This is a genomic window from Wolbachia endosymbiont of Spodoptera picta, from assembly GCF_018141665.1.
Lineage (GTDB): Bacteria > Pseudomonadota > Alphaproteobacteria > Rickettsiales > Anaplasmataceae > Wolbachia.
On record NZ_CP067976.1, the window covers coordinates 538,041 to 561,801 of the forward strand.

General features: G+C 34.0%; 21 protein-coding genes, 1 tRNA gene and 1 other RNA gene. 14 read left to right on the forward strand and 9 right to left on the reverse strand.

The window, feature by feature from the left end; genetic code table 11:
- The first annotated feature begins 220 nt into the window (after window positions 1-220).
- The 5 genes from JKF54_RS02275 to lon all read left to right on the forward strand — a co-directional run bounded on the left by JKF54_RS02275 (window position 221) and on the right by lon (window position 6,188).
- Window positions 221-302, forward strand: a tRNA-Leu gene (locus JKF54_RS02275).
- 155 nt (window positions 303-457) lie between these two features.
- Window positions 458-1,801 carry a trigger factor gene (tig, locus tag JKF54_RS02280; RefSeq protein ID WP_211908511.1) on the forward strand — a complete coding sequence of 448 codons (1,344 nt, stop codon included), beginning with the start codon at window positions 458-460 and terminating at the stop codon, window positions 1,799-1,801.
- Between the two features lie 11 nt (window positions 1,802-1,812).
- Window positions 1,813-2,439, forward strand: a complete 627-nt coding sequence (clpP, locus tag JKF54_RS02285) for an ATP-dependent Clp endopeptidase proteolytic subunit ClpP (protein ID WP_007301999.1) — start codon at window positions 1,813-1,815, stop codon at window positions 2,437-2,439.
- Complete coding sequence (clpX, locus tag JKF54_RS02290) at window positions 2,439-3,716, forward strand: ATP-dependent Clp protease ATP-binding subunit ClpX (RefSeq protein ID WP_010406852.1); 1,278 nt, start codon at window positions 2,439-2,441, stop codon at window positions 3,714-3,716. The genes clpP and clpX overlap by 1 nt, the downstream gene beginning before the upstream one ends.
- Window positions 3,717-3,731: 15 nt before the next feature.
- The gene (lon, locus tag JKF54_RS02295; RefSeq protein ID WP_211908513.1) at window positions 3,732-6,188 is read left to right on the forward strand and encodes an endopeptidase La; all 2,457 of its coding nucleotides are present in this window, start codon (window positions 3,732-3,734) and stop codon (window positions 6,186-6,188) included.
- A 100-nt stretch (window positions 6,189-6,288) separates the two neighbouring features.
- Here lon and JKF54_RS02300 read toward each other — a convergent pair whose 3' ends face one another.
- Both JKF54_RS02300 and JKF54_RS02305 read right to left on the reverse strand, forming a co-directional pair.
- Window positions 6,289-7,845, reverse strand: a complete 1,557-nt coding sequence (locus JKF54_RS02300; protein WP_211908515.1) for a penicillin-binding transpeptidase domain-containing protein — start codon at window positions 7,843-7,845, stop codon at window positions 6,289-6,291.
- Complete coding sequence (locus JKF54_RS02305) at window positions 7,800-8,636, reverse strand: polysaccharide deacetylase family protein (protein WP_211908517.1); 837 nt, start codon at window positions 8,634-8,636, stop codon at window positions 7,800-7,802. The genes JKF54_RS02300 and JKF54_RS02305 overlap by 46 nt, the downstream gene beginning before the upstream one ends.
- Window positions 8,637-8,756: 120 nt before the next feature.
- Between JKF54_RS02305 and JKF54_RS02310 the strand changes: the two genes are divergently transcribed.
- From JKF54_RS02310 to JKF54_RS02340, 6 genes are all read left to right on the forward strand, one after another.
- Entirely contained in the window at window positions 8,757-10,268 is a 1,512-nt protein-coding gene (locus tag JKF54_RS02310; RefSeq protein ID WP_211908519.1) for a YifB family Mg chelatase-like AAA ATPase, read from the forward strand.
- Window positions 10,269-10,345: 77 nt separating this feature from the next.
- Complete coding sequence (locus JKF54_RS02315; protein ID WP_211908521.1) at window positions 10,346-10,789, forward strand: hypothetical protein; 444 nt, start codon at window positions 10,346-10,348, stop codon at window positions 10,787-10,789.
- A gap of 211 nt (window positions 10,790-11,000) precedes the next feature.
- Complete coding sequence (ftsZ, locus tag JKF54_RS02320) at window positions 11,001-12,185, forward strand: cell division protein FtsZ (RefSeq protein ID WP_211908523.1); 1,185 nt, start codon at window positions 11,001-11,003, stop codon at window positions 12,183-12,185.
- On the forward strand, window positions 12,185-12,583 hold the full coding sequence (locus tag JKF54_RS02325) for an EVE domain-containing protein (RefSeq protein ID WP_211908525.1): 399 nt from the start codon (window positions 12,185-12,187) through the stop codon (window positions 12,581-12,583). The genes ftsZ and JKF54_RS02325 overlap by 1 nt, the downstream gene beginning before the upstream one ends.
- 339 nt (window positions 12,584-12,922) lie before the next feature.
- Window positions 12,923-13,381 (forward strand): rRNA maturation RNase YbeY, encoded by a 459-nt coding sequence (gene ybeY, locus JKF54_RS02335; protein ID WP_015587883.1) that lies wholly within the window; start codon window positions 12,923-12,925, stop codon window positions 13,379-13,381.
- 54 nt (window positions 13,382-13,435) lie between these two features.
- Window positions 13,436-14,224 carry a succinate dehydrogenase iron-sulfur subunit gene (locus JKF54_RS02340; RefSeq protein WP_211908529.1) on the forward strand — a complete coding sequence of 263 codons (789 nt, stop codon included), beginning with the start codon at window positions 13,436-13,438 and terminating at the stop codon, window positions 14,222-14,224.
- Between the two features lie 3 nt (window positions 14,225-14,227).
- Here the strand turns inward: JKF54_RS02340 and JKF54_RS02345 are convergent, their stop codons facing one another.
- From JKF54_RS02345 to JKF54_RS02360, 4 genes are read right to left on the reverse strand one after another with little or no spacing between them, the layout of a single operon-like run.
- Entirely contained in the window at window positions 14,228-15,364 is a 1,137-nt protein-coding gene (locus JKF54_RS02345; protein ID WP_052264787.1) for a hypothetical protein, read from the reverse strand.
- 35 nt (window positions 15,365-15,399) lie between these two features.
- Window positions 15,400-16,191: a GNAT family N-acetyltransferase gene (locus JKF54_RS02350; protein WP_211908531.1), complete on the reverse strand. Its 792-nt coding sequence runs from the start codon at window positions 16,189-16,191 to the stop codon at window positions 15,400-15,402.
- Window positions 16,181-16,663, reverse strand: a complete 483-nt coding sequence (locus JKF54_RS02355; RefSeq protein WP_211908533.1) for a phosphatidylglycerophosphatase A family protein — start codon at window positions 16,661-16,663, stop codon at window positions 16,181-16,183. Before JKF54_RS02355 ends, JKF54_RS02350 begins: the two co-directional genes overlap by 11 nt.
- Before the next feature lie 19 nt (window positions 16,664-16,682).
- Window positions 16,683-17,660 carry an NAD(P)H-dependent glycerol-3-phosphate dehydrogenase gene (locus JKF54_RS02360; RefSeq protein WP_211908535.1) on the reverse strand — a complete coding sequence of 326 codons (978 nt, stop codon included), beginning with the start codon at window positions 17,658-17,660 and terminating at the stop codon, window positions 16,683-16,685.
- A 323-nt stretch (window positions 17,661-17,983) separates the two neighbouring features.
- Between JKF54_RS02360 and JKF54_RS02365 the strand changes: the two genes are divergently transcribed.
- Complete coding sequence (locus JKF54_RS02365) at window positions 17,984-18,754, forward strand: response regulator transcription factor (RefSeq protein ID WP_211908537.1); 771 nt, start codon at window positions 17,984-17,986, stop codon at window positions 18,752-18,754.
- Between the two features lie 354 nt (window positions 18,755-19,108).
- Here the strand turns inward: JKF54_RS02365 and rnpB are convergent.
- The 3 genes from rnpB to JKF54_RS06355 form a co-directional block, all read right to left on the reverse strand.
- Window positions 19,109-19,457, reverse strand: an RNA gene (rnpB, locus tag JKF54_RS02370) — RNase P RNA component class A.
- 157 nt (window positions 19,458-19,614) lie between these two features.
- Complete coding sequence (locus tag JKF54_RS02375; RefSeq protein WP_246433242.1) at window positions 19,615-21,012, reverse strand: hypothetical protein; 1,398 nt, start codon at window positions 21,010-21,012, stop codon at window positions 19,615-19,617.
- 60 nt (window positions 21,013-21,072) lie between these two features.
- Complete coding sequence (locus JKF54_RS06355) at window positions 21,073-21,753, reverse strand: hypothetical protein (protein WP_246433243.1); 681 nt, start codon at window positions 21,751-21,753, stop codon at window positions 21,073-21,075.
- A gap of 257 nt (window positions 21,754-22,010) precedes the next feature.
- Between JKF54_RS06355 and nuoE the strand changes: the two genes are divergently transcribed.
- Window positions 22,011-22,511 (forward strand): NADH-quinone oxidoreductase subunit NuoE, encoded by a 501-nt coding sequence (gene nuoE, locus JKF54_RS02380; protein ID WP_211908538.1) that lies wholly within the window; start codon window positions 22,011-22,013, stop codon window positions 22,509-22,511.
- A complete protein-coding gene (gene tgt, locus JKF54_RS02385; RefSeq protein ID WP_211908539.1) occupies window positions 22,512-23,723 on the forward strand; it encodes a tRNA guanosine(34) transglycosylase Tgt in 1,212 nt (403 codons plus the stop codon).
- Window positions 23,724-23,761 lie beyond the last annotated feature (38 nt).

Consider the following 23,761-nt stretch of genomic DNA (forward strand, 5'->3'; position numbering starts at 1 on the left):
TATTAATAAGCTTTTTTTATTGTGTAAATACTATAAATTGAATAAGCCTTGAATATTTCTAAGACAGTACTTATCTTAATAATGTTAGTTAAAGTAATTCAGGCTTAGATTCATAGTGGAGTTAACCAGTATTATAAGTTCAGTCTGTAGTATTAAAATCTAATCTTTAAATTGCATAAGATGACAGAAGCGGTTATCTATAAGTTAATGAAGGGTTCTTGCGGATATGGCGAAATTGGTAGACGCGCCAGGTTTAGGTCCTGGTGAGCTTGCTCGTGGGGGTTCAAGTCCCTCTATCCGCACTTAAAATCATGTAACTCAGGTTTTAAGAGAAAATTTATAATTACTAAGTACACTTTTGTTTGTATAAGAACCTGTTCTTAAGGATTGTATTTAACTTAAATTCTGGTAAAATGGCTTTATTAAAACATAAATAAAATATTGATAACAGGTTGTAATGTCTAGTAATATAACTCAAAATGCAGTCGAAGCAGATACATTAAGTAATATATATACCTATAAGGAACTTAGTGTAGATAAACTAAAGTATGAGTATGAAATCACAGTTAGTAGTGATTATATAGAACAAAAGATAAACTCTAGATTACAAGAAATAGCGAAGGATGCAAAACTGCCTGGATTTAGATCTGGAAAGATGCCTTACGATCTTGTTGTTACAAATTATAAAAACGAAGCTTTGGAATATGTGATAAAAGATACGATTGACTATTGCTCAAGTGATTTAATGAAAAAAATCGAAGTTAAGTCTCACATCCATCCTAAGGTTGATATTATGTCATTACCAAACCTGGATAAAAAGGATGAAAAAGGCGACTTTCTGTACAAATTATCTTTTGAATCGATGCCAAAAGTGCCAGTAATAGATCTTGATAAAATAAATTTGAAGAAAGTTAAGGCAAAAATCAAAGAAGGAGACATAAAAGAATTTATTGATTCTATAAAAACAAAATTTCCTAACCTTGTCTCTGTTAATGATGCTTCTTATCAAGCAAAAAACGAGGATAAACTGATAATTGACTTTGAAGGGCGAATTAGAAATAAGCTCTTTCAAGGTGGAAGTGGCAAAAATTTTACTGTTAATTTAGGATCTGGAACATTTATAAATGGTTTTGAAGATCAATTAATTGGCATGAAAAAAGGGGAAACAAAAAGCTTTAAGTTGAGATTTCCTGAAGATTATCAGGTAATTTCCCTTGCGGGGCAGGAGGCTGCTTTTTCTGTTCGAGTTAATGATATTCAGATTGCCAAAGATTTGCAAAGTGATAATGAAATAGCTAGGAGAATTGGTTTTGAAGATCATTCTTCGCTAATAAATCATGTAAAAGAAGTAATTGATAATCAGTGTAAAGAAATGGGAGATCTCTTAATTAAGAAAGAGCTATTTGATTGTTTGGATGCTAGTTATAGTTTTGATTTGCCTATAGAAGTAGTAAAACAGGAACAGCAGAGAGTGGAAAGAGAGTTGAATGCTAAAGATGATTCTTGTAAAGAAGCTGAAAGACGCGTAAAGCTTGCAATGCTATTTATGGAGTTCAGTAAAGAACATGAAATATCATTAACTCAAAGTGATATTATGAATGTTATTGTAAATCAATATGTCAGTAAAGATGTATCATTTGACAGAGTATTTAAACATTTTAAATCAGACGGACAATTTCAGGAATTAGTTAGAGGGCAAGCGCTTGAGTATAAAGTGACAGATTATATGATAGAAAAAGCTAGTAAAGAAGAACAGATTGTTTCTGTGAAAGAATTAAAGGAATTATTTGATAATATTTGATAGGAAAAGGTATGACTCTTATACCAATTGTAGTTGAACAAACTAGTCGCGGTGAGCGGGCTTATGACATATATTCAAGGCTAGTAAAAGAAAGAATAATTTTCGTAACTGGCCCTATTGAAGACAACATGGCCAGCGTAATAGTAGCACAGCTTTTATTTTTAGAATCGGAAAATCCCGATAAAGACATTTGTATGTATATTAACTCACCAGGTGGTGTTGTAACTGCTGGTTTGTCGATCTACGATACAATGCAGTATATAAATCCAGACGTTTCAACTTTGTGTATAGGTCAAGCTGCATCTATGGGTTCTTTGTTGCTTACAGCTGGTGCAGAGGGTAAACGTTACTCGCTACCTCATTCAAGAATTATGATACATCAGCCATCTGGTGGTTATCATGGGCAAGCAACTGATATAGAAATACATGCTAATGAAATTTTGCGAGTTAAGAAAAAATTAAATCAAATTTATGAAAAACATACTGGAAATTCACTAAAGAAAATTGAAGAAATGATGGAAAGAGATAAATTCATGGATCCTGAAGAAGCAATGAAAACTGGCTTAATTGACAGAGTAATAGCTGAGCGTAAAGATATGAAGATTGAAAATATTAAAGTTAAACAAAAGGTAGTTTAATGGATAACAATAATGATTTACACTACTGTTCTTTTTGTAACAAGGCACAAAACGAAGTAGATAAATTGATTACTAACTCTTCAGATGGTTTAAAGGTGTTCATTTGTAATGAATGCATAGAGTTATCCCATAAAGCAATAAGTCAAAAGAAAGAGAGAGCTTTTAATTCAGATCATATATCTGATATGAAGCTATTACTAAAGAAACCTGAAGATATAAAAAATTTTCTTAGTAAGCATGTTGTAGGTCAGGAACATGCGCAACACGTTTTATCTGTGGCTATGTATAACCATTGTCAATCCATGGTGCAACTTCATTCTATAAGTGATATTGAAATTGAGAAGTCAAATATAATGCTTATTGGCCCTACTGGTTCTGGTAAGACTTTGCTAGCAAAAACACTTGCTAAAGTTTCAGATGTGCCATTTGCTATGGCCGATGCGACAACTTTGACTGAGGCAGGTTATGTAGGTGATGATGTAGAAAGCGTGTTGTCACGTCTATTACAAGCTGCAAATTATGATGTTGCAAAGGCACAGCATGGTATAGTGTTTATCGATGAAATAGACAAGATCACAAGAAAGTCTGAAAGCGCTTCAATAACCCGTGATGTTTCAGGTGAAGGGGTCCAACAAGCTCTACTAAAAATCATGGAAGGTACGGTTGCTTATGTTCCTCCACAAGGAGGGCGAAAACACCCGCAACAAGAGTTTATACAAGTAGACACTAGTAACATACTATTTATTTGTGGAGGAGCTTTTGAAGGCCTAAATAAAATTATTGAGGCAAGAAAAAAGGGAACATCAGTTGGCTTTGGAGCGGATATAAGTCAGTCTAAAGCACAAAAGAAAAAAAATGCTTTACGCGATGCTCAACCTGAGGACTTAATCAAATTCGGTTTGATACCCGAATTTGTAGGACGGGTTCCAATAACTGCCGTTCTAGATGAGCTTGATCACGAGGATTTAATACATGTGTTGACAGAGCCAAGAAATGCGCTAGTAAAACAATATAAAGCATTGCTTGCATTTAGTAAAGTAAACCTTGAGTTTTCAGATGAAGCAATATCAGCTATTGCTAAAAAAGCTATAAGCTATAAAACAGGTGCAAGGATGTTACGTGCTATCTTAGAGTCACTTTTGCTTGATGTTATGTATATATCCGGCAACGGAGGTTTTGAAGGTAGCACTATAACGGTTACTAAGAAAATGGTAGAATTAGGCAAAGCGACGATTAATCATAATAATAAGGGTAGTGTTATAACGGTTAATGATTAATTTGAGGCATATATTATGAATATTGGACATGCTGTAAACTTTAATTCTACTGTATTACCAGTATTACCTCTAAGAGATGTAGTAATTTTTCCAAATATAATGTTGCCTTTATTCGTAGGTAGAGAAAAATCTGTTCATGCACTAGAGTATGCAATAAGTAGCAGTAGTCACCAAAACGAGATTTTTCTCATAGCACAAAAAGATGGTTCTATTGATAATCCAAAGCCAGAGAATCTTTATGAAGTAGGCGTGTTAGCAAATATTATACAACCATTAATAAAACTGCCTGACAATGCAGTAAAAGTCATGATTCATGGGGTAAGAAGGGGAAGAGTTATAGAATATATTAGCTCTCACACTTTGTTAGAGGCCAGAGTAGCGTTGGATGGTCATTATGAGTATGGAGAAAATGAAGACAATATTGATTTAGAAGCTTTAAGGCGTTCTGTTATAGATGCATTCGACAATTGGTGTAAACTAAGCAAGAAAAGTCGGCCCGAGATTATTATTGACCCCATTGATCAAGTTAAAGAGGTTAATCAAATTGTAGATATGATAGCTTCGCACTTAAATATAAAGGTATCAGATAAGCAAAACATACTTGAAGTTTATAACCCAAAAGAGCGTTTAAAAAAAGTTTTTGCTCTTATTGAGAGAGAAATAAGTATTTTGAGTGCACAAAACCGCTTGTATAAGACAATTAAATCACAGGTTGAAAGTACTCAAAGAGTTTACTACCTTAATGAGCAATTAAAAGCTATACAGAAAGAATTAGGTGAGTTTGAAAATGGAGATGAAGGGAATATACTCAATGAATTTGAAAAAAAGATAAATGAAACAAAGCTTTCTGAAGAAGCAAAAGAGAAAGCCATAACTGACTTAAAGAGATATAAGAAAATGAATCCCATTTCTCCTGAAGCAACAGTTATATCTAGTTACTTGCATTGGTTGCTTGATTTACCATGGAGAAAGTACAAAGATGCAAAAATTAACTTAAATGCGGCTAAAAAAATCTTAGATGAAAATCATTATGGCATAGAGAAAGTAAAAGATAGAATAATAGAATTTTTAGCAGTATTAAAGAGAGTAAAAGAGATAAAGGGTCCTATACTTTGCTTAGTTGGACCACCTGGTATTGGTAAAACTTCTTTAGCTAAGTCTATGGCAAAAGCAGCAGGAAGAGATTTTGTTCGCATATCTCTTGGTGGTATACGTGATGAGTCTGAAATACGAGGACACAGGAAAACTTATATTGGCTCAATGCCTGGTAAAATCATTCAACACATGAAAAAAGCTAATTCATGCAACCCGCTTTTCCTTCTTGATGAAATAGATAAGATGGGTTCTGATTCGCGTGGTGATCCTGCATCTGCATTACTTGAGGTTTTGGATACTGAGCACAATAAACATTTTACAGATCATTACTTGGAAGTTGAGTTTGATCTTTCAAGTGTAATGTTTGTAGCCACAGCAAATAGCTTAAATTTACCGCATCCTTTGCGTGATAGGATGGAAATTATACAATTATCTGGGTATACCGAAGACGAGAAGATCAGTATTGCTACACATCACCTTATTCCAAAATTAAAAAAAGAGCATGGTTTGCATCAGAAGGAGTGGGAAATAACCAATGAAGCATTATACGAGTTGATACGTTTATATACACGTGAAAGCGGCGTGCGAAGCATGGAAAGGGAACTTGCAAAACTCATGAGAAAAGCAGTTAAAGCAATATTAACTGATAAAAATAAGAAAATATCTGTAGAGATTGGTAATTTACAAGATTATCTAGGGGTACGTAAGTATACCTTTGGCATTGCAGAAAATGAGAGTTTGGTAGGGATAGTAACTGGTCTTGCCTATACTGAAACAGGTGGTGATATTTTGATGATAGAGTCAGTCCTAATTCCTGGTAAAGGGGAGATAAAATATACAGGAAAGCTTGGAGAAGTTATGCAAGAGTCTATAAAAGCTGCGTATAGTTATGTGCGATCAAATTGTTTATTTTTCGGTATAAAGCCCGAAAAATTTCAAAATAATGATATACATTTGCATGTACCTGAAGGTGCTGTGCCAAAAGATGGTCCCTCTGCTGGCAGTGCAGTATGTACGTCTATTGTTTCTCTCATGACAAATATATCAGTTAACAAAAGTGTTGCTATGACAGGCGAAGTAACATTGCGCGGTAGAGTTTTGGCTATCGGGGGCTTGAGAGAAAAATTGCTTGCTGCGCTAAGAGGATCAATCAAAACTGTGATTATACCAAGTGAAAATGAGAAAGATATGCAGGAGATTCCCGCAAATATTAAAGAAGGGATCAACGTAATTTTTGTTAAGAATATTGATGAAGTTATAAAAATTGCTTTAACTCGCCCTATTACTTCAATTGATGGTGATAGTCAAAATAGTCTACCTTCCTCCATAGAAAATAAAGATAGTACCTTCTCTGCGTTAGAAACATTAAAGCACTAAATTGAAAAGGTTTATGCAATTTTCGTTTCTTTTTTTTTAACCTCAAAGCTCTGATTTAAATACATAAATTACAAGTAACATATATGGCAATTTCATAAGTTCATTTTTCAAGCATATATTGCAATATCTCACTAGCAATTGCAACATCTTGGCGTGGAGTTTTGCCATGTTCTATAAACACTGAGATTGCATAGCGCGGATCATGGTAGGGGCCATAAGCGATAAACAATTTATGACTTTCACCTTTAGAGTTTATCTCTGGTGTACCGGTTTTGCCAGCAATTTGTATACTGCCTAGTCCTTTTCTATAGTTAGAATTCACCACGTCAAACATAGCTTTTCGAACCACACTAAGATGCTCATGATTCACATCAATATCAAGAAAGTCTTGCCCTGGTTTACTCATCTCAATGTGGGGAATTACCTCCTTTCCTGTTGCAACCCTCGCTGCAAGAACCGCAAGCTGTAATGGCGTTGTAAGTAAATACCCTTGTCCTATAACTAAGTTAATGGTATCACCTAAATACCACTCTGAATATAGCTTGCGTGCACGCCAATCCACATCAGGCAACAATCCCGGAGCTTCTTCCTTAAACATTCCAATTAATGGTCCACTTCCTATACCAAATTTGCTAGCCATTTCTAGTAGAGAATCTACATTTATTTTTTTTCCTATATTATAAAAGTAAGTGTTGCATGAGAAGGCCATTGCCTCGTTTAAAGATACATATCCATGGACTTTGCTTTTTAGGCAACGAAATTTTCGTTCACCTATTTTCATATATCCCCTACACGAGAACTTTTCTTCTGGTGTTATTATTCCATCTTTTAAACCCGCAAGCGCATCTATTATTTTAAATATTGAACCAGGTGGAATTTGATATGATAATGCACGGTTTACAAGCGGTAATGAAGGATTGTTTAAATTTTTCCAAGTTTCATTTGATAATCTGCTAGTGAAAAGATTATTATCGTAAGAAGGTGAATTATATAATGCTAAAATTTCTCCGTTATTTACATCAATTACCACTGTGGAACCTTGGTGGTCTTTAAATATCTCTGCAATTTTCTTCTGTAAATCAACATCAATTGTTAGCTGTATATCTTGTCCATCTTGCTGCGGTATGCTAGATAACTCTCTCATGATACGCTTCTTAGAATTTATTTCCTGCTCAGATTTTCCGGTCTTGCCTTTTAATACATGATCATATGTATATTCAATTCCACTAACCCCTGCTTCATTTATGTCTTGCTGTTTTTTTGTATATCCGATTATATGAGAACATATCGAACCAAACGGGTAATAACGTTTATAAAGAGCAGTTATTTTTGTATCTGATGATTTTGTTGTATCAGGTTTAATTTCTGATAACATCTGCAAATCAACTTCCCTAGTAAAGGTTTTTTGCCCATCAAATAAAACAATATACGAAATTTTGTTTACTGCGAGTTCAACGCTATTCCTATCCAAAATCCTGCCTCGTTTAGGCACAATAGTAACAACTTTTGTCCTATTATTATTGGATAGCACTTCATATTTTTGTCTATCTCGTACTTGTAAAGTATACAACCTATAACTAAAAATAGCAGAAATAGTAAGCTGAATACCACCTAATATGAATGCCCTGCGGTTGAAGACCTTGTTTTTTGTCCACATAGAATTCCTTTAGAATGCACTCCTTCTCCTTTTATTGGCATATTTCTAGCTTTCACCACATCACAAATCCTCTTTTCCCAATCACTTAAGGTAACAAGCTCATAACCCCATTTTTTTAGTATTTTAATAATCTGAGGTAAAGCTTCAACTGTATTTGATTTGTTATCGTGATCATGGAACAATATAATCGCTCCATTATGTACATTGCTTAAAACTCTTTCAACCAGAATCTCTGATTTATCGCCTTGCCAGTCCAGAGAATCAACTGTCCATAGTATGGAACACATATTTAATCGATTAGTATTTTCGATCAAATTATCATTGTGACATCCATATGGTGGACGAAACCATTTTACATTCTGTTCTGTTGCATTTTTAATTGCCACATTTGTCTTTTCCAGTTCTTGCAATTGCTCCTCACTTGAAAGTGATGTCAACTTCCTATGCGACCAAGAATGATTACCTAATTCATGACCTGCTTTATGGATTTTGTTTACTATTTCAGATGTTTTTTTATTTATACGCTCACCAAGCACAAAAAATGTCGCTTTTGTTTCATTGCTCTCTAGAATATTAATAATATCTCCTGCTCTATTATAAGACGGTCCATCATCAAACGTAAGTGCAACGAACTTATCTTTGTTATTCAATAATTTCTTTATATTACTTAAATTTCTATATGATAGATCCAAATCACAACTGAGCCCACGATATGGTAAGTTAAAGTTACAATCACTACAGAAAACTGCGCTTGAATATAGCAAAAGAAAAGCGATTATTCTTATAAACATATATAATCAGCAAAGTGATAGAGTACTACACTTTTTTGCTAAATTAAACCACTTTTAACAGCTACTGTTTACTTCGTTACTTTATCAATATATTATATTAATAACTTTATATAATATAGTATGATTGCAAATATAAATACCGTTGCACTTCAGGGAACCAGCACAGTAAATGTTAATGCACAAATTCACATGGCAAATGGTATTCCAGCTTTTAATATTGTTGGCTTGCCGGATAAAACTGTTGCAGAATCCAGAGAGCGTATCAGAGCAGCGTTAAATTCAATCAATCTTCTGTTACCTCCAAAAAGGATTACGGTTAATCTTTCCCCTGCGGATTTGCTTAAAGAAGGTAGTCATTATGACTTAGCTATTGCTGTTGGATTACTTGTTGTAATGAATGTGATACCAGTTGAAAAAGTTCAGTCTTATATCATTATGGGTGAGCTTGCACTAGACAGCAGAGTCATACCAATCTCAGGAGTACTTCCAACAGCAATCAGTGCAAAACAGGTAAATAAAGGAGTAATTTGCCCAAGGGGAAATGGAGTAGAAGCTTTATGGGTAAAGAATGTTTCTATTCTGGCTATAGAGAAATTAACGGATATTATCAGACATTTTAAGGGTGAGCAGTTAATTCAGCCGGTAACTTTTAACTATAGCGCTGCACCCAAAGAAAAAAATTCAGTTCCAGATATAAAGGATATTAAAGGTCAAGTTGTTGCAAAAAGAGCAGCTGAAATTGCAGCAGCAGGTGGACACAATATGCTTCTTGTTGGACCTCCTGGTACTGGAAAGTCAATGCTTGCTAAGCGATTTATAGGGCTATTACCCGATTTGACTGAACAAGAGATGATTGATGTTAATATCATCTCTAGCATAACAAAAGCCGGTAACGAAACATTTAAAGTAACTCGTCCCTTTCGTGAACCTCATCACTCATGCTCGATGTCAGCGATGATAGGAGGAGGGAAAAATGCAAAGCCTGGGGAAATTACCATGGCTCACAATGGTGTGTTATTTCTTGATGAGCTACCTGAATTTCCAAGGTTTGTGCTTGATTCTCTATGCCAACCACTTGAAGATAGAAAAGTTACTATTGCACGTGCAAATGCTCACATTACTTATCCAGCTAATTTTCAACTTATAGCTGCAATGAATCCCTGCAGGTGCGGTTACTTAGGTGATGCAAGTAGATCGTGCAACAAAGCTCCAAAATGCGGCACAGATTATAGAAATAAAATATCAGGACCTTTGCTTGATAGAATAGACATATGCATTGAAATGCCAAACGTTAGAATACTTTCTCCTGAAATCTCTGTGGAGGGAAAAAGTACCGAGGTTATAAGAGGAAGGGTGATAGCAGCGAGAAAAATTCAAACTGAGCGTTATAGTAAATTTAATATTCGTTGCAATGCAGAAGTCAGTGGTGAAGCATTAAATAAATTCACTGAACCAGATCAGGAAGGGTTAGAATTGCTAAAATACGTACTGAAAGAAAATTACATTTCCAATCGAGGCTACACACGCGTATTAAGAGTCGCAAGAACCATTGCAGATCTTGTAAAAAGTGAAGAGGTAAAGAAAGCACACATTGCAGAAGCGCTGAATTACAGAATAAGAATGTATAAATAAATTAATCTGCTTGACAGAAAACTTTTTTTTGCCATATACTACCATTAGTGAAATTTTAATATTTTAGGAGTACAGTTATGCCGACAGTAAAAACAATCAAAGATAAAGTTAAAGAAGTTTATAATCAGGGTTATGGTTTTGTAACAAAACATCCGTATAAAACAGCTGCCACTTTTGTAGCAATTGCAACAGTAGCTTCGCTTACGGCTGCTTATTTCTTAAGTCCAGCTTATGCAACTTTTGTTGGTACAGTTGGAACAAAAGCTGCAACACTTGTTAGTCCTGCTATTACTACAATGTCTGCATTTGCAGTTGCTCATCCACTTGTTGCTAGTTTGGTAGTTCTTGCTGCAGTAGCAGCTTTAATAACTGCACCTGTGTATGCATATAAAAACAGTAATAAGGCAGCTCAAATTGAAAAAGTAAGTGAATTAGTTGAGAATCAAGAACCAAGCAGCGAGATAAAAGTAGGTGAAATTCAAAAAATACTTGGGGTCCAGCAATCAACATCTACTGTTTAATTAGTAGCAACTTCCAATAAAAAGGGATAGGCTTCTGTCCCTTTTTACAGTTTTTTTTTGCATCTTAATCATTATATCTACTGGTTAATAATGTTAAGAATAAGTAAATCTTGTTCACTATTTGCATATATCAAAATGAAAAATGTTTGCATATTGTTAAAAAAGCAGTAACTTGTTATCAAGTGAATTCACTAATATTTGAGTAATTTAAATGTCAATTGACCTTAGTTTACCAGAATTACCCATATTGCACCCAAGGATTACCGTTGTGGGAGTGGGTGGTGCTGGTGGAAATGCTGTGAACAACATGATTCAATCCAATTTACAAGGAGTAAATTTTGTTGTAGCAAATACCGATGCTCAAGCGTTAGAGAAGTCATTATGTGATAAAAAAATTCAGCTTGGTATTAACTTAACTAAGGGCCTTGGTGCTGGTGCTTTGCCTGATGTTGGTAAAGGTGCAGCAGAAGAATCAATTGACGAAATTATGGAGCATATAAAAGATAGCCATATGCTCTTTATCACAGCAGGGATGGGTGGTGGTACTGGAACAGGTGCTGCACCGGTAATTGCAAAAGCAGCCAGAGAAGCAAGAGCGGTAGTTAAAGATAAAGGAGCAAAAGAAAAAAAGATACTGACTGTTGGAGTCGTAACTAAGCCGTTCGGTTTTGAAGGTGTGCGGCGTATGCGCATTGCAGAGCTTGGACTTGAAGAGTTGCAAAAATACGTAGATACACTTATTGTCATTCCCAATCAAAATTTATTTAGAATTGCTAACGAGAAAACTACATTTGCTGACGCATTTCAACTCGCCGATAATGTTCTGCATATTGGCATAAGAGGAGTAACTGATTTGATGATCATGCCAGGACTGATTAATCTTGATTTTGCTGATATAGAAACAGTCATGAGTGAGATGGGTAAAGCAATGATTGGTACTGGAGAGGCAGAAGGAGAAGATAGGGCAATTAGTGCTGCAGAGGCTGCGATATCTAATCCATTACTTGATAATGTATCAATGAAAGGTGCACAAGGAATATTGATTAATATTACTGGTGGTGGAGATATGACTCTATTTGAAGTTGATGCTGCAGCCAATAGAGTGCGTGAAGAAGTGGATGAAAATGCAAATATAATATTTGGTGCCACTTTTGATCAGGCGATGGAGGGAAGAGTTAGAGTTTCTGTTCTTGCAACTGGCATTGATAGCTGTAACGACAATTCATCTGTTAATCAAAACAAGATCCCAGCAGAGGAAAAAAATTTTAAATGGCCTTATAATCAAATTCCAATATTAGAAACAAAAGAATATGCTTCAACTGAGCAAACAAACGAAAGAGTTAAGTGGGGCAGCAATGTTTATGATATACCAGCTTATTTAAGAAGAAAAAAATAATGCAATTTTGGCTACTCAAGTCAGAGCCAAGTGAATACTCGTGGCAAAAAATGAGAAAGGAGCAGGTGACGCAGTGGAATGGTGTATGCAATTATCAAGCTCAAAATTACATGAGAGCTATGAAATTAGGTGATCTTGCATTTTTTTATCATACAGGTAAAGAGAGAGTTATACTTGGAATAGTTGAAGTATTAAAGGAGTATTATCATGTTTATAATTCCAAATTTGGACTAGTGAATGTAAAACTTTTGAAACCTTTAAGTAACCAAGTGACGTTAAACAGTATAAAACAAAACCCACTTTTGAAAAATATGGTTATATTAAAACAATCACGTTTATCAGTTTCTCCAGTTTTAGAGACTGAGTGGAATGAAATAATAAGGATGAGTGATGTGTAATACCTGTTGCCAAACAATATTACCTCAGCACACAACATACAGCTGTATGAGTGTTTGTTTCGAAGTAGCCGATTTTTCATCAAACACAAAGCAGTGCTTGACACTGGAATCCAGCTGTAATGCAACCACATTAAAAATGTTGTGTTTTAATATAGCTTTTATATTCACTCACCTAATGTCTAATCAGAATTCCTGGATCCCAATGTTGGAGCACTGGGATGACATATTTCTAGTGTACAATATTCGTATAGTTGTGTGTATGATACGATGTTCTATAATTCTTCTTTTTTGGGTTCCAATGTCAAGTGATGGGATAATGTCCTTTCTGGTGCTTTATTCATGTTAGAAGTAAATATTCTTGATAAGAGGTGGCATAGTATTACGAAGGACCCACAGAGTTTTGTATTAAATATTATTAACGCTTCTCTAAAAGAATTAAAAATAGATCATTATAAACCAAATATATCAATAGCTCTCGCTGATGATAACTTGCTACATCAACTTAATCTCAAGTTTAGAGAAATAGATAAGCCAACTAATGTACTATCATTTCCATGCGAACAGTTATCTAGTGAATGTGATCTAGGAGACATAGCAATTGCAGTAGATACAATAGAAAGAGAGTCTCATGAGTACTGTATATCTATCCTCACTCACACTGCACACATGTTAGTTCATGGATTGCTGCATTTACTTGGCTATGATCATCAAAAAGAAGATGAAGAAATTATAATGAAAAGTTTAGAGAGCAAGATTTTAGCTTTGCTTGAATTTGAAAAGGAAAAGTATGGTAGATAATACCAAAATATGTTATTTACAAAAAAGGGGTTTTAGCTGTAAAAGGTAAGCAATATGGTTCAGTTTTCTTTACCAAAAAATTCTAAAGTTAATAAAAAGGGCAAGGTTTATCCTACTCCTACTGGAGCAAAAAATATTAGAAGATTTCAAATTTATCGTTGGTCTGCTGATGATGATAAAAATCCAAGAATAGACACATTTTTTATCGATATGGATAATTGTGGCCCTATGGTACTTGATGTATTAATAAAAATAAAGGATGAAATAGATTCAACCTTAACTTTTAGACGCTCTTGCAGAGAAGGAATATGCGGATCTTGTGCAATGAATATTGATGGTACCAACACTCTTGCATGCACTAAATCTATACATGATATAAAAGGTGAAGTAAAAATATATCCACTACCTCATATGTATATAGTAAAGGATCTAGTTCCAGATCTAAGCCAATTTTATGAGCAATACAAATCGATTAAACCTTGGTTACAAACAGATAAATCTGCCTTACAAAATAAAGAATACTTTCAATCTCCTGAAGATAGAAAAAAATTGGATGGTCTGTCTGATTGTATACTATGTGCTTGCTGTTCGACTGGTTGCCCAAGCTATTGGTGGAATGGTGATAAATTTTTAGGGCCAGCGGTATTACTGCAAGCTTATAGATGGATTGCTGACAGTCGTGATAATAAGAAAGAAGAAAGACTTGCTTCTTTAAACGACCCATTTAAGTTGTATCGCTGTCATACAATAATGAATTGTACAAAAACCTGTCCGAAAGGTCTTAACCCAGCAAAAGCGATAGCAAAAGTAAAACAGCTCATGGTAGAGAGAGAAGGAATTTGAGTGTTATTTCTGGCACTCTTCGTAAGAAAATAGTAGACCCTCTGAAGCATAGGGTATTGTTAATACTCTAAACGTTCTTCCATTCATGAAATGTATTGTTTCACCATATGATTCCAGTAATCTTTTAAACAATTCATGTCTTTGATTATTAATAGTTTGAAAATCCTTTTTTCCTAAAAGCTTTTTAGATTCAAATAGGTGAAGCATAATCTCGTGATAAGTTGGATAAGACTCCAAAAATTTTGGATCAAACTGAAAAGTTTTTATAAAAGCATTATTATAAAATTTTAGCTTTTGATTCTTACTATATATCGCTACAGCAATCGATAGCTTCTCAAGCAAACTTTCTTGTGCAGCTAAACAATTGCTTAGCTCAGTATGTAATTTTTTTTCATCACTAATATCTTTTCCATACATTACTATGCTATTAGAATTTTGCATTGGAACTTCAACAAAATTAAAAACCTTAGGTTCATTCTTGTAAGTTATTACACACTCTCCTGGTTTTACGTTATAGGAGCCACTTGCAACAGTAAATTTTTTAGAGCTGCCTATATATTTATCATAAAATAAGTTATAAAACCTTACTTTTTTATTCTTATTGTACTTCAGTATTGGAAATGGTAAAGAGTCAAAAATTTTTTTATAGTTCTCCAATTCTCGCATAAGCTTACTATTTTCTAACTCAAGTTCATTAGCTTTTATCTTATAATCGGAGATATTCCTTATCCATAACAACACACCAATCACATTATTAGAATAATCTATTATGCTTTTACCATAACATGTGCAATAAACCTCACTGTCTTTTGACTTTAAATCTAGAGTAAAAGATTTATTTATTTCCTTTGCCTCAGCAAAACTTTTAATTAAGCTTTCTGATTGCTCAAAAAAATTTACAAACTCATTAAATGAATAAAAAACAGTATTAAGCAAAATTAGTAAATTGGGAGAAAATTTTTCTATACGTTTTTTTGCGTCCCAAATATAAAATCCATCATTCACAGTATCTATTAAATTATTTATGATAACATTTTGATGTTGTAAGTCCTTAATTTTATTACTAATTTTTAATTTAGAATATGAGAAAAAGAAGAATACTAGAATTAGTAGTAAAACTATTTCATACAAAAAAAACATAGTATTCTAAAACAAATATAAAAATTTGTAACCTCTCAGCAAAGAGATTGTACTGAAGAGGTATATAAGTGAAGATTGCCCAATACCCTAAAGCCTAATCTCTTATAAAGGTTTACAGAAGGTTTCATGCAATGTGCTACTATGTATTTGCATTCAAATTGCCTAGCTATCTTTATTCTTTCTAGAACCATTTGAGTTCCTATTCCACGACCTCTGTAAATTGGTAAAACTCCATCGCTATAAAAACCAGCTATGCTGTCTTGAATATAAAGACCGCATGTTCCAACAATTTCGTTATTTAGCATTACAAGAAAAAATCTTAACCTTGAGCTCTTATCATCATAATTCGATAATTGGCGAAAAAATGTGCTAACAATACTAATTCTGTGATAAAAAATTTTAGAAGTGTGTAAATCTAATTGCTCTAAGAGCTCACTACTATTTACAACATTGAACTTCAAATTTGGAACAGCATCATCAGGCAAAAAATAATCTTTTATATTGAGTAAAACTTTTTTTGGTGTGCTAACGTGTTTTATTTCGCATTTTTCTAAAATACCCCCTATTTTTATACGTGGACTTATTATCCATGTTGCTTCTATATTTCGTGCTTTGAGATAATCTAGAGTTCTGCATATGGAAAGCTCAGTACATTGATCTTCACAAAACACAAAATTAAATAACGATTCTCTGGTACCATTTACTGTAAATATAACATTATCAAATTCGTCATGTATTTCCCACTTGGACAAATTCGTTGCATAAAGTATATAATCCTTTAGGTTCTGAATAATTAAGCGTGAATAACAAATTTTTTTATTCTGCATAAATCAACAATAAACAATAAAAGTCTCCTATAAAAACAAAGGCTAAAATTGCAGCTACAACATCATCTAGCATAATACCTAAAGGACCTTTTGTATTTTTATCAATCAAATTTATAGGCCACACTTTTATTATATCAAAAAACCTAAAGGAGAAAAAGCACACCAACAATACAGAGCTATTCATTTCTTGTTCTAATAATATTGAAACTAGAAGTACTGTCAGCAATTGACCAACTACTTCATCAATTACTACCTCTTTTGGATCATGCGGAGCTTTGTAATGTTGTATATAATTGCCTGTAGACCATAATCCAACTAAGAATAAAAAAAAAATAATTGCTGTACCTAAAATTCTGTCATTGAGTAATATAGGAACAATTGGGTAAGCAGCCAAGCTGCCTATAGTACCTGGCATGTGTTTTACCGTGCCAGATAGCCACCATGTTGATATTAATTTATATAAAAATTTCACAATATACCGAAATATAAAACTAATTTACAAGAACAGAAATAGTATCTTCTATAGAAGTATTTTCATATAGCAATCTATAGATCGCTTCACATATGGGCATTTTTATCTTTAGCTTTTCTGCTAAATCAAATGCAGACTTAGCAGTGTTAAAACCTTCAATTACTGACTTACCTTCTGATAAAATCTGCTGAGCACTAGAACCATTACTATTAGCTACTTTAGATCCAAAAGATAGATTTCTTGAATTTAATGATGTGCATGTCACAACCAAATCGCCTAAGCATGCTGGTCCAAGTAGTGTATTTATATCTACATTGCCGTCACCAACTTTTGCTGAGTATAAAGCCTTAATTTCACTCATACTTTTCGTAATTAATGCTGCATGAGCATTAAACCCAAACCTACCTAGAACAACCCCACATGCTATAGCAAAAACATTCTTTAACGCTGCACAAACCTGTATTCCTATAACATCGCTACTAAGGTACAATTTAATATTTTCTTGCTGTAGCTCTGATATTAATTTTAAACCTAATACTTCATTTTGACATGCAAGAACCATCGAATATGGTAATTTTCTTGCAACTTCTATAGCAAAGCTAGGACCAGAAAAAACAGCAAGAGGATTATTAGGTAAAACTTCATTGACTACTTCACTAGGTAATTTTAATGTAGATTTTTCTATTCCCTTACAAGCCAAAATTATTGCTACATTTTTTTTTAGGTTACAATCATTCAATTGATGACATATCTCCCTTAGAGACTGTGTGGGAACAGCTAAAATTATTACTGAAGCATTCACTGCATCTTCAATAGCTAATTTTACTGATACATTATCAGAAATTGGACAATCAGGTAGCTTGTCACTTTCTCTTTTCTCTTTAATTGATTCAAACATGGCCTTATTGCGAGTCCACAAAATTACATTTTTCTTACTACTTAATGAAATCGCAATTGCTGTACCCCATGCGCCAGCACCTAAAACTGATATTACCACTCAATATTCCTGAAAGTATTACTTATAATTTAAAACTGTAGAATAAGTAAATTAAAAATATAACATAAAAGTATAAAATAGTTTAAATATCTATTAACCTAAGTATTCTTTTAATAAAAATAGCTTCTATTCAATATTTACTAAAAATAGTATTATTATAGTATATCTATTGTATTTTAGATCTATTTGTATAATTTTGGAACGACACATTAACTATTAATTAATAAGTGTAATTTCTATTATTCATTAATAAAAATTTGATTTGTTACTTTCCTTGGTTATATATATTACTAAAATTATAAATTATTTATGGGGTGTAAAATATGCGTATATTATTAATTGAAGATGATCAAGTAAGTGCAAGGACTGTAGTTAATGCCTTAACTTCTGATGGACATTTTTGCGACGTTGTTACTTCTGCACAAGATTATAACAATAATATGGTTTCCTCGGGTGGAGACTATTACGATCTAGTTATTCTAGATATACACCTGCCTGGTGATATTGATGGATATGATATACTGTTAAGATTAAGAAGTGCAAAAATCAAAGTTCCTGTTTTAATACTTTCGTGTATCTCCGCTGCCAACCATAAAGCTAAAGGACTTGGGTATGGTGCCGACGATTACTTAACCAAGCCATTTCACAAGAGCGAATTATTAGCTCGAATTAAGGCCATAGTCCGACGTACTAAAGGTCATCCCGAATCAGTGATAAAAATTGGTAATATGAATATCAATTTTGATCACAGGATTGTTGAGGTAAAAGGCAAAACAGTTCACCTTACTAACAAAGAGTATTCCTTGATAGAATTGCTGGCATTGCGTAAAGGAGCAGTGTTGACAAAAGAAATGTTTTTAAACCATCTTTACAATGGCTTGGACGAACCTTCAGACAACAAAATAGTTGATGTTTTTATGTGTAAATTACGTAAAAAACTTGAAAGTGCAAATGATGGAATAAGCCACATAGAAACCGTTTGGGGTAGAGGATATGTTCTAAAAGAGTATGTTGACGATGAAGAATACTCTAGTGCTAATATAAGCGAAAGCAGTAGTGACTATCAAGCAGAACAAGTGAAGGACAGCGCATGAAATGCTTTATTTACTTGTTGATTGAAGAAGCAAAAAGGTAGATTTAGTAAGATAAAAACTAATCCTAAAAGTGAGGTAACGTGGTCAGTCTTTTAGAACTTTACAAAGATTTACAACAAAAGATAGAAAAGTTGGAAGCGGAGCTAAAAAGTTATAGGTAAGAAAGTAAGGCTTTAAAGATAGAGAATGACGAGTTAAAGGAAAAGCTCGGTTAAAATTCAAGCTTTGTTAAGTTCAAAAGGAAATAAGAAAAGAGATAAGCCAAGAAGTAAAATGAATATAGGTGGTCAAATTGAGCGTACAGGGTATGTGAAATGTTTGATACATTTACATAGTATGGCTGACATTCATGCATTGCCTAGGTGAAATATAAGCCGAGTTCTGTTTATGTAGCTATTTATCTGGAGTAAATGTTACCATTTACTTCATGCGATTTACCCGAGTAGATATGAGAAAAACATAAAATCTACTTCTATTTAATCTTGCTCCTAGTGTTGGTTACTTGACTACCAATGTTGCCATTGTTATGGTGTGCTCTTACCACACCTTTTCACCCTTGCCTAATAATATTTAGGCGGTAATTTTCTGTAGCCCTATAACTGGAGTTACCTCCGGCGGGCGTTACCCGTCACTACCTTTTCTTGGAGCTCGGACTTTCCTCTGCTGTGTTTATCACACAACAGCAGCTACTTATTTCACCTAGAAATTATACTTTAACATTAAAATCACAAAAGCAAAAGAAAATTTCCTAACAGTCTACATACTAAAAACATTCAGACAAATAGCTAAAGGTGATATTCCGGTACATCATCGCTATCCCAAGATAAGCTTTTTTCACTTTTAGACTCTAGCTCAGTCAGTCAAGATCCTGGTCCACCGCTTGAAGACGATGAGCTACTTCTTGACCGACTACTACTCTCCACCGATATACTGTTTAGCACTGTTTCAGATTGATCCATAGTGCGCATAGATATATGTCTCATTCTGTTATTAGCGATAAAAATTTCTTCATCGCTATTGCCACTTGAAGATGATCGCCTTCTATCATTGAAATTAGTTAGTTCTAACACAGGGGCAGAATTACGACCCTTAACATATTTGTATGCTATGAATCCTATAATTCCAGCAATACTTATTATCGCTCCAACCAAAGACCCACCTATCATTCCTGCCCTATTAGACTCTATAGCAAGCTGAGTGGGCTGTGGTGAAGGAGTAGTTTGAGGAAGTAAAGTTGTAGTGAACAAAGGAGTTGTTACCTTTGTTCCAGTATTTGATATAGTGGACACTGTTTGTATAGTTGCCTCTGAGTTTGTTGTTGGCACATTAGTTGGCATTATAGTGATCATAGTCGATTGTGAGGTTGTAATAGTTTCAGCTACTGTTGTTGATTCTGATGCCGTACTTATTTTAGTTGTTAATTCTGTTAAAGGCTTACTCATCGTAGTACTGCTTGCTGTAAAAGTTGACTCAACAGTCGCTGCTGTAGATTTTACAGTACTTGTCTCAGTTTCTGAAGTTACTATCGGTGCACTAGTTGACGTTGTAGCAACTGTGGTCGCTTGTGGAGTAGTAGTTGTTTTTGCTACTGTTGTTGGCCCCACTGTTACTGTACTTGTTTGAATTGTTGACTCTGTTGAAGATTTACTCATTGTGGAAGTTGGTACAATGATAGTTGATGCTTCTGTTGTTAACTTGGTAGTCTTTACAGTGTCGGTTTCTGTTGTGCTAGTAATTGCAGCAGTCGTCGTTTTCTTAGAAGTCACAACCGTCTCTGTAACAGTTATAGGAGATACAGTACTGCTGGAAATAATACTAGGCATCAATTGGCCGTTAATGATATTAACAAAATCACTGAGAGCTTTGATACTGCTTGTCGATATTATCGTTGCTTCAGAAGATTTTCCAGAGCTCTCTCTATTAAAAGTTATAATACTCTCTCCACTTACCGCAGTGACGATAAAACCTCCTTGGCCATTGTCTTTAACATACAATTGTTCTATAGGATCTTCACATTCACAAACAGTAAAATTTGATTTTGGTACTCTCTTAGCAAGCCTTGCTAAATGCAATTCTTGCGTATTAGAAGATTGTTTTTTCGCAAGAAAAGCAACTAAATCATCACCTTCAGTTCGTCTTACATACTGTAAAAAGTTTATTTTTCCTGGATTATAGATAGTAGATGGTGCTATATTTAATTGGCATTCTTTCTTAAGCAAACATTCATCTTCTTTTCTATCTTTCAGCTTCTGAGCCACGTCAATCAAGTCGAATTTAAAGATATTTGTTCTTACTTCTTGGTTTTTAGTAGTCTTTATCTACGTATAAAGCATCGTATTTTCATCCAATACTAATTGCCCTGGATTATTAAACTTGAATAATTTTCTTTCTATGGTGTGTTTTGCTCCAGGTAAAGCTCTGAACTTTCCATTCGTGTCTGATTGTAAATACCAAGAAACTAAAGCTTGATCCTTTAAGTTATGAGCGATTACAATGACATTACCAGTACTAACTTTTACTGCTTTTGGTTGAAAGTAGCTATTGCCTTTATTTGCATCATTATGGTTATTAATGTTTTTTTGTAATTTTACTTTTCCTGAATGCTCAACTGAGGGTGCATTAGTTGAATGTTGAATTTTATAAGTGTTAAATATTAAACTTTTTATGTATTTTTTTCCTTCTTGGTTAATTTCTTCTGTAGGAAAGATAACTCCAACTTTATCTACTTCAGCTGAATTTTCTATTAGTGTGGAAGATAATTGGCCCTTAAATTCATTTGCTACGTTGACACCTGTATCACACTCGTATGTTTTTGATTGATATAGTGAGCTAATAAGTAACTTTACTCTACTGCTTCCATTGCCGTTATCTTGATAGCTGAGTCCATAAGTAACTCCATTTCCTTCAATCAACCCTACGTTTTTTGGGTTAAAACCTATCGCTTCTTTAACTTTTAGTATAGTTGTATTAACTCCAAATAATCTACTTAATATAGACATAATTTTATTTAAAATTTTAATAAAATATCATTATGATTACTCCTATGTGTTAATGTCAACGAAAATTTTAACTAAAGTTAAGAAATTAATACCTTTATAATCTGCAAAGCGAAATATGGAAAATGAGTAGCAGTAAAGAATTCACAAATTGAATGCACCCACTCTACAAATATAATATTGTAGAGCTCAAAAAACCAACAATTGCAATTGTTAACTCTTCAAGTATAATTTGTTGAGATTTACACGAACCTTATTAGATGAAAGAGAAAGAAGAACAGTTTAGTTTTACATCAGACAACCTCAGAAAAGCGAAAAAGTCTATAGAGATGTATCCTAAAGGTAGAGAAGGTAGTGCCGTCATGCCTTTACTATACCTGGTTCAAGAACAATGCGGATGGGTTCCTGAATCTGCCATGCGCTGCGTTGCTGACATGCTTCATATTCCACATATTCGTGTATATGAAGTGGCAAATTTTTACACCATGTATAATTTAAAACCAGTAGGTAAATATCTCATACAAATTTGTAGAACAACTCCTTGCTGGTTGTGCAATAGTGAAGAAGTGTTAAATACCTTTAAAAAGAAACTAGGAATCAATATCGGTGAAACTACTAAAGATAATCTATTTACTTTAAAGGAAGTTGAATGTCTTGGTGCATGCGTTAATGCCCCTGTGGTGCAGATCAATAATGACTTTTATGAAAACCTCACTCCTGAAAAAGTGGAAAATATCATAGCAGAGCTTTCAAGCAAATAGATGGAAAAGTTTTCGTTTAGGATAACCAAGCAATCAGGTTCTGCAAGAGTTGGTACAATTAAAACTCCAAATGGAAACATAGAAACACCAGCATTTATATTTTGTGCAACCAAAGCTGCCATTAAAGCTGCAGATATCGAAAGAATCAGAGAAGCAGGTACTCAGATAATACTTTCCAACACTTATCACCTAATGCTTCAACCTGGAGAGGATACTGTGGCAAAACTTGGTGGCTTGCACAAGATGATGGGATGGAGTGGACCAATGCTCACTGATTCTGGTGGATACCAGATATTTAGTTTAGGGCACGGGTCAGTTTCGGAAGAAATAAAGGGAATAAGACAGAAGCAAAAAACTCTGATCAAAATTAACGAAGATGGGGCAATTTTTCGTTCTTACATAAATGGTAAAACTTATTGTCTAACTCCTGAAAAGTCTATACAAATTCAACAAAAATTAGGTGCAGATTTAATCCTAGTTTTAGATGAATGTACTCCATTCCATGTCAGTAAAGAATACACAAGAAAATCAATGCTCATGAGCCATAGATGGGCTGAACGTTCTTTAAATGAGTTTGAAAAAAATAATGATGGCAAACAGGCGCTGTATGGAATTAGCCAAGGCGGAGTGTATCAAGATTTACGTGGGGAAAGTTGTGACTTTATCAACAATTTGCCATTTTTTGGTCAAGCAATAGGTGGATCGCTTGGTCAGAGTAAAGAGCAGATGTATGACGTAGTTTCCTTTACTATGGAACGTTTAAAAAAAGAGAGGCCTACTCATTTGCTTGGTATTGGTGGAATTGTGGACATTTTTCGTGGAGTAGAGCTTGGTGTTGACACATTTGATTGTGTGCATCCAACTCGCCTCGCAAGACATGGTGGCGCACTTGTTAAAGTAAAAAACAGAGATTCTATTTCTTCAAAGTGTAAAGAGCATATTAATTTGCGAAATCAACGATTCGAACTAGATGATAACCCAATTGAAAATGACTGTTTGTGCTTTACTTGCAGAAAACATTCAAGAGCCTATATACACCATTTACTAAAAGCGAAGGAATTGCTGGCTTACACACTCGTTACCATTCACAATGTTTTCTTCATGAATAAGTTGATGGAATCAATAAGACAAGCAATATTGAATGATAGGCTAGATCAGGAAAAAAACAATTGGATTAGTGAAATACCGCTGCATTGTGAATTATATACCTAGTTCATATTTTGTACATGTGCGTTGCATTTTTTAATCTT

Bases quoted from the DNA above. Each gene is read 5' to 3' on its own strand.
- nuoE (WP_211908538.1), top strand. From the start codon at position 22,011: ATGAAAGAGAAAGAAGAACAGTTTAGTTTTACATCAGACAACCTCAGA.
- JKF54_RS02350 (WP_211908531.1), bottom strand. From the start codon at position 16,191: ATGCAGAATAAAAAAATTTGTTATTCACGCTTAATTATTCAGAACCTA.
- JKF54_RS02300 (WP_211908515.1), bottom strand. From the start codon at position 7,845: ATGTGGACAAAAAACAAGGTCTTCAACCGCAGGGCATTCATATTAGGT.
- ftsZ (WP_211908523.1), top strand. From the start codon at position 11,001: ATGTCAATTGACCTTAGTTTACCAGAATTACCCATATTGCACCCAAGG.
- clpP (WP_007301999.1), top strand. From the start codon at position 1,813: ATGACTCTTATACCAATTGTAGTTGAACAAACTAGTCGCGGTGAGCGG.
- clpX (WP_010406852.1), top strand. From the start codon at position 2,439: ATGGATAACAATAATGATTTACACTACTGTTCTTTTTGTAACAAGGCA.
- JKF54_RS06355 (WP_246433243.1), bottom strand. From the start codon at position 21,753: ATGTCTATATTAAGTAGATTATTTGGAGTTAATACAACTATACTAAAA.
- JKF54_RS02315 (WP_211908521.1), top strand. From the start codon at position 10,346: ATGCCGACAGTAAAAACAATCAAAGATAAAGTTAAAGAAGTTTATAAT.
- JKF54_RS02365 (WP_211908537.1), top strand. From the start codon at position 17,984: ATGCGTATATTATTAATTGAAGATGATCAAGTAAGTGCAAGGACTGTA.
- JKF54_RS02345 (WP_052264787.1), bottom strand. From the start codon at position 15,364: ATGTTTTTTTTGTATGAAATAGTTTTACTACTAATTCTAGTATTCTTC.
- JKF54_RS02340 (WP_211908529.1), top strand. From the start codon at position 13,436: ATGGTTCAGTTTTCTTTACCAAAAAATTCTAAAGTTAATAAAAAGGGC.
- JKF54_RS02310 (WP_211908519.1), top strand. From the start codon at position 8,757: ATGATTGCAAATATAAATACCGTTGCACTTCAGGGAACCAGCACAGTA.
- lon (WP_211908513.1), top strand. From the start codon at position 3,732: ATGAATATTGGACATGCTGTAAACTTTAATTCTACTGTATTACCAGTA.
- tgt (WP_211908539.1), top strand. From the start codon at position 22,512: ATGGAAAAGTTTTCGTTTAGGATAACCAAGCAATCAGGTTCTGCAAGA.
- ybeY (WP_015587883.1), top strand. From the start codon at position 12,923: ATGTTAGAAGTAAATATTCTTGATAAGAGGTGGCATAGTATTACGAAG.
- tig (WP_211908511.1), top strand. From the start codon at position 458: ATGTCTAGTAATATAACTCAAAATGCAGTCGAAGCAGATACATTAAGT.
- JKF54_RS02305 (WP_211908517.1), bottom strand. From the start codon at position 8,636: ATGTTTATAAGAATAATCGCTTTTCTTTTGCTATATTCAAGCGCAGTT.
- JKF54_RS02325 (WP_211908525.1), top strand. From the start codon at position 12,185: ATGCAATTTTGGCTACTCAAGTCAGAGCCAAGTGAATACTCGTGGCAA.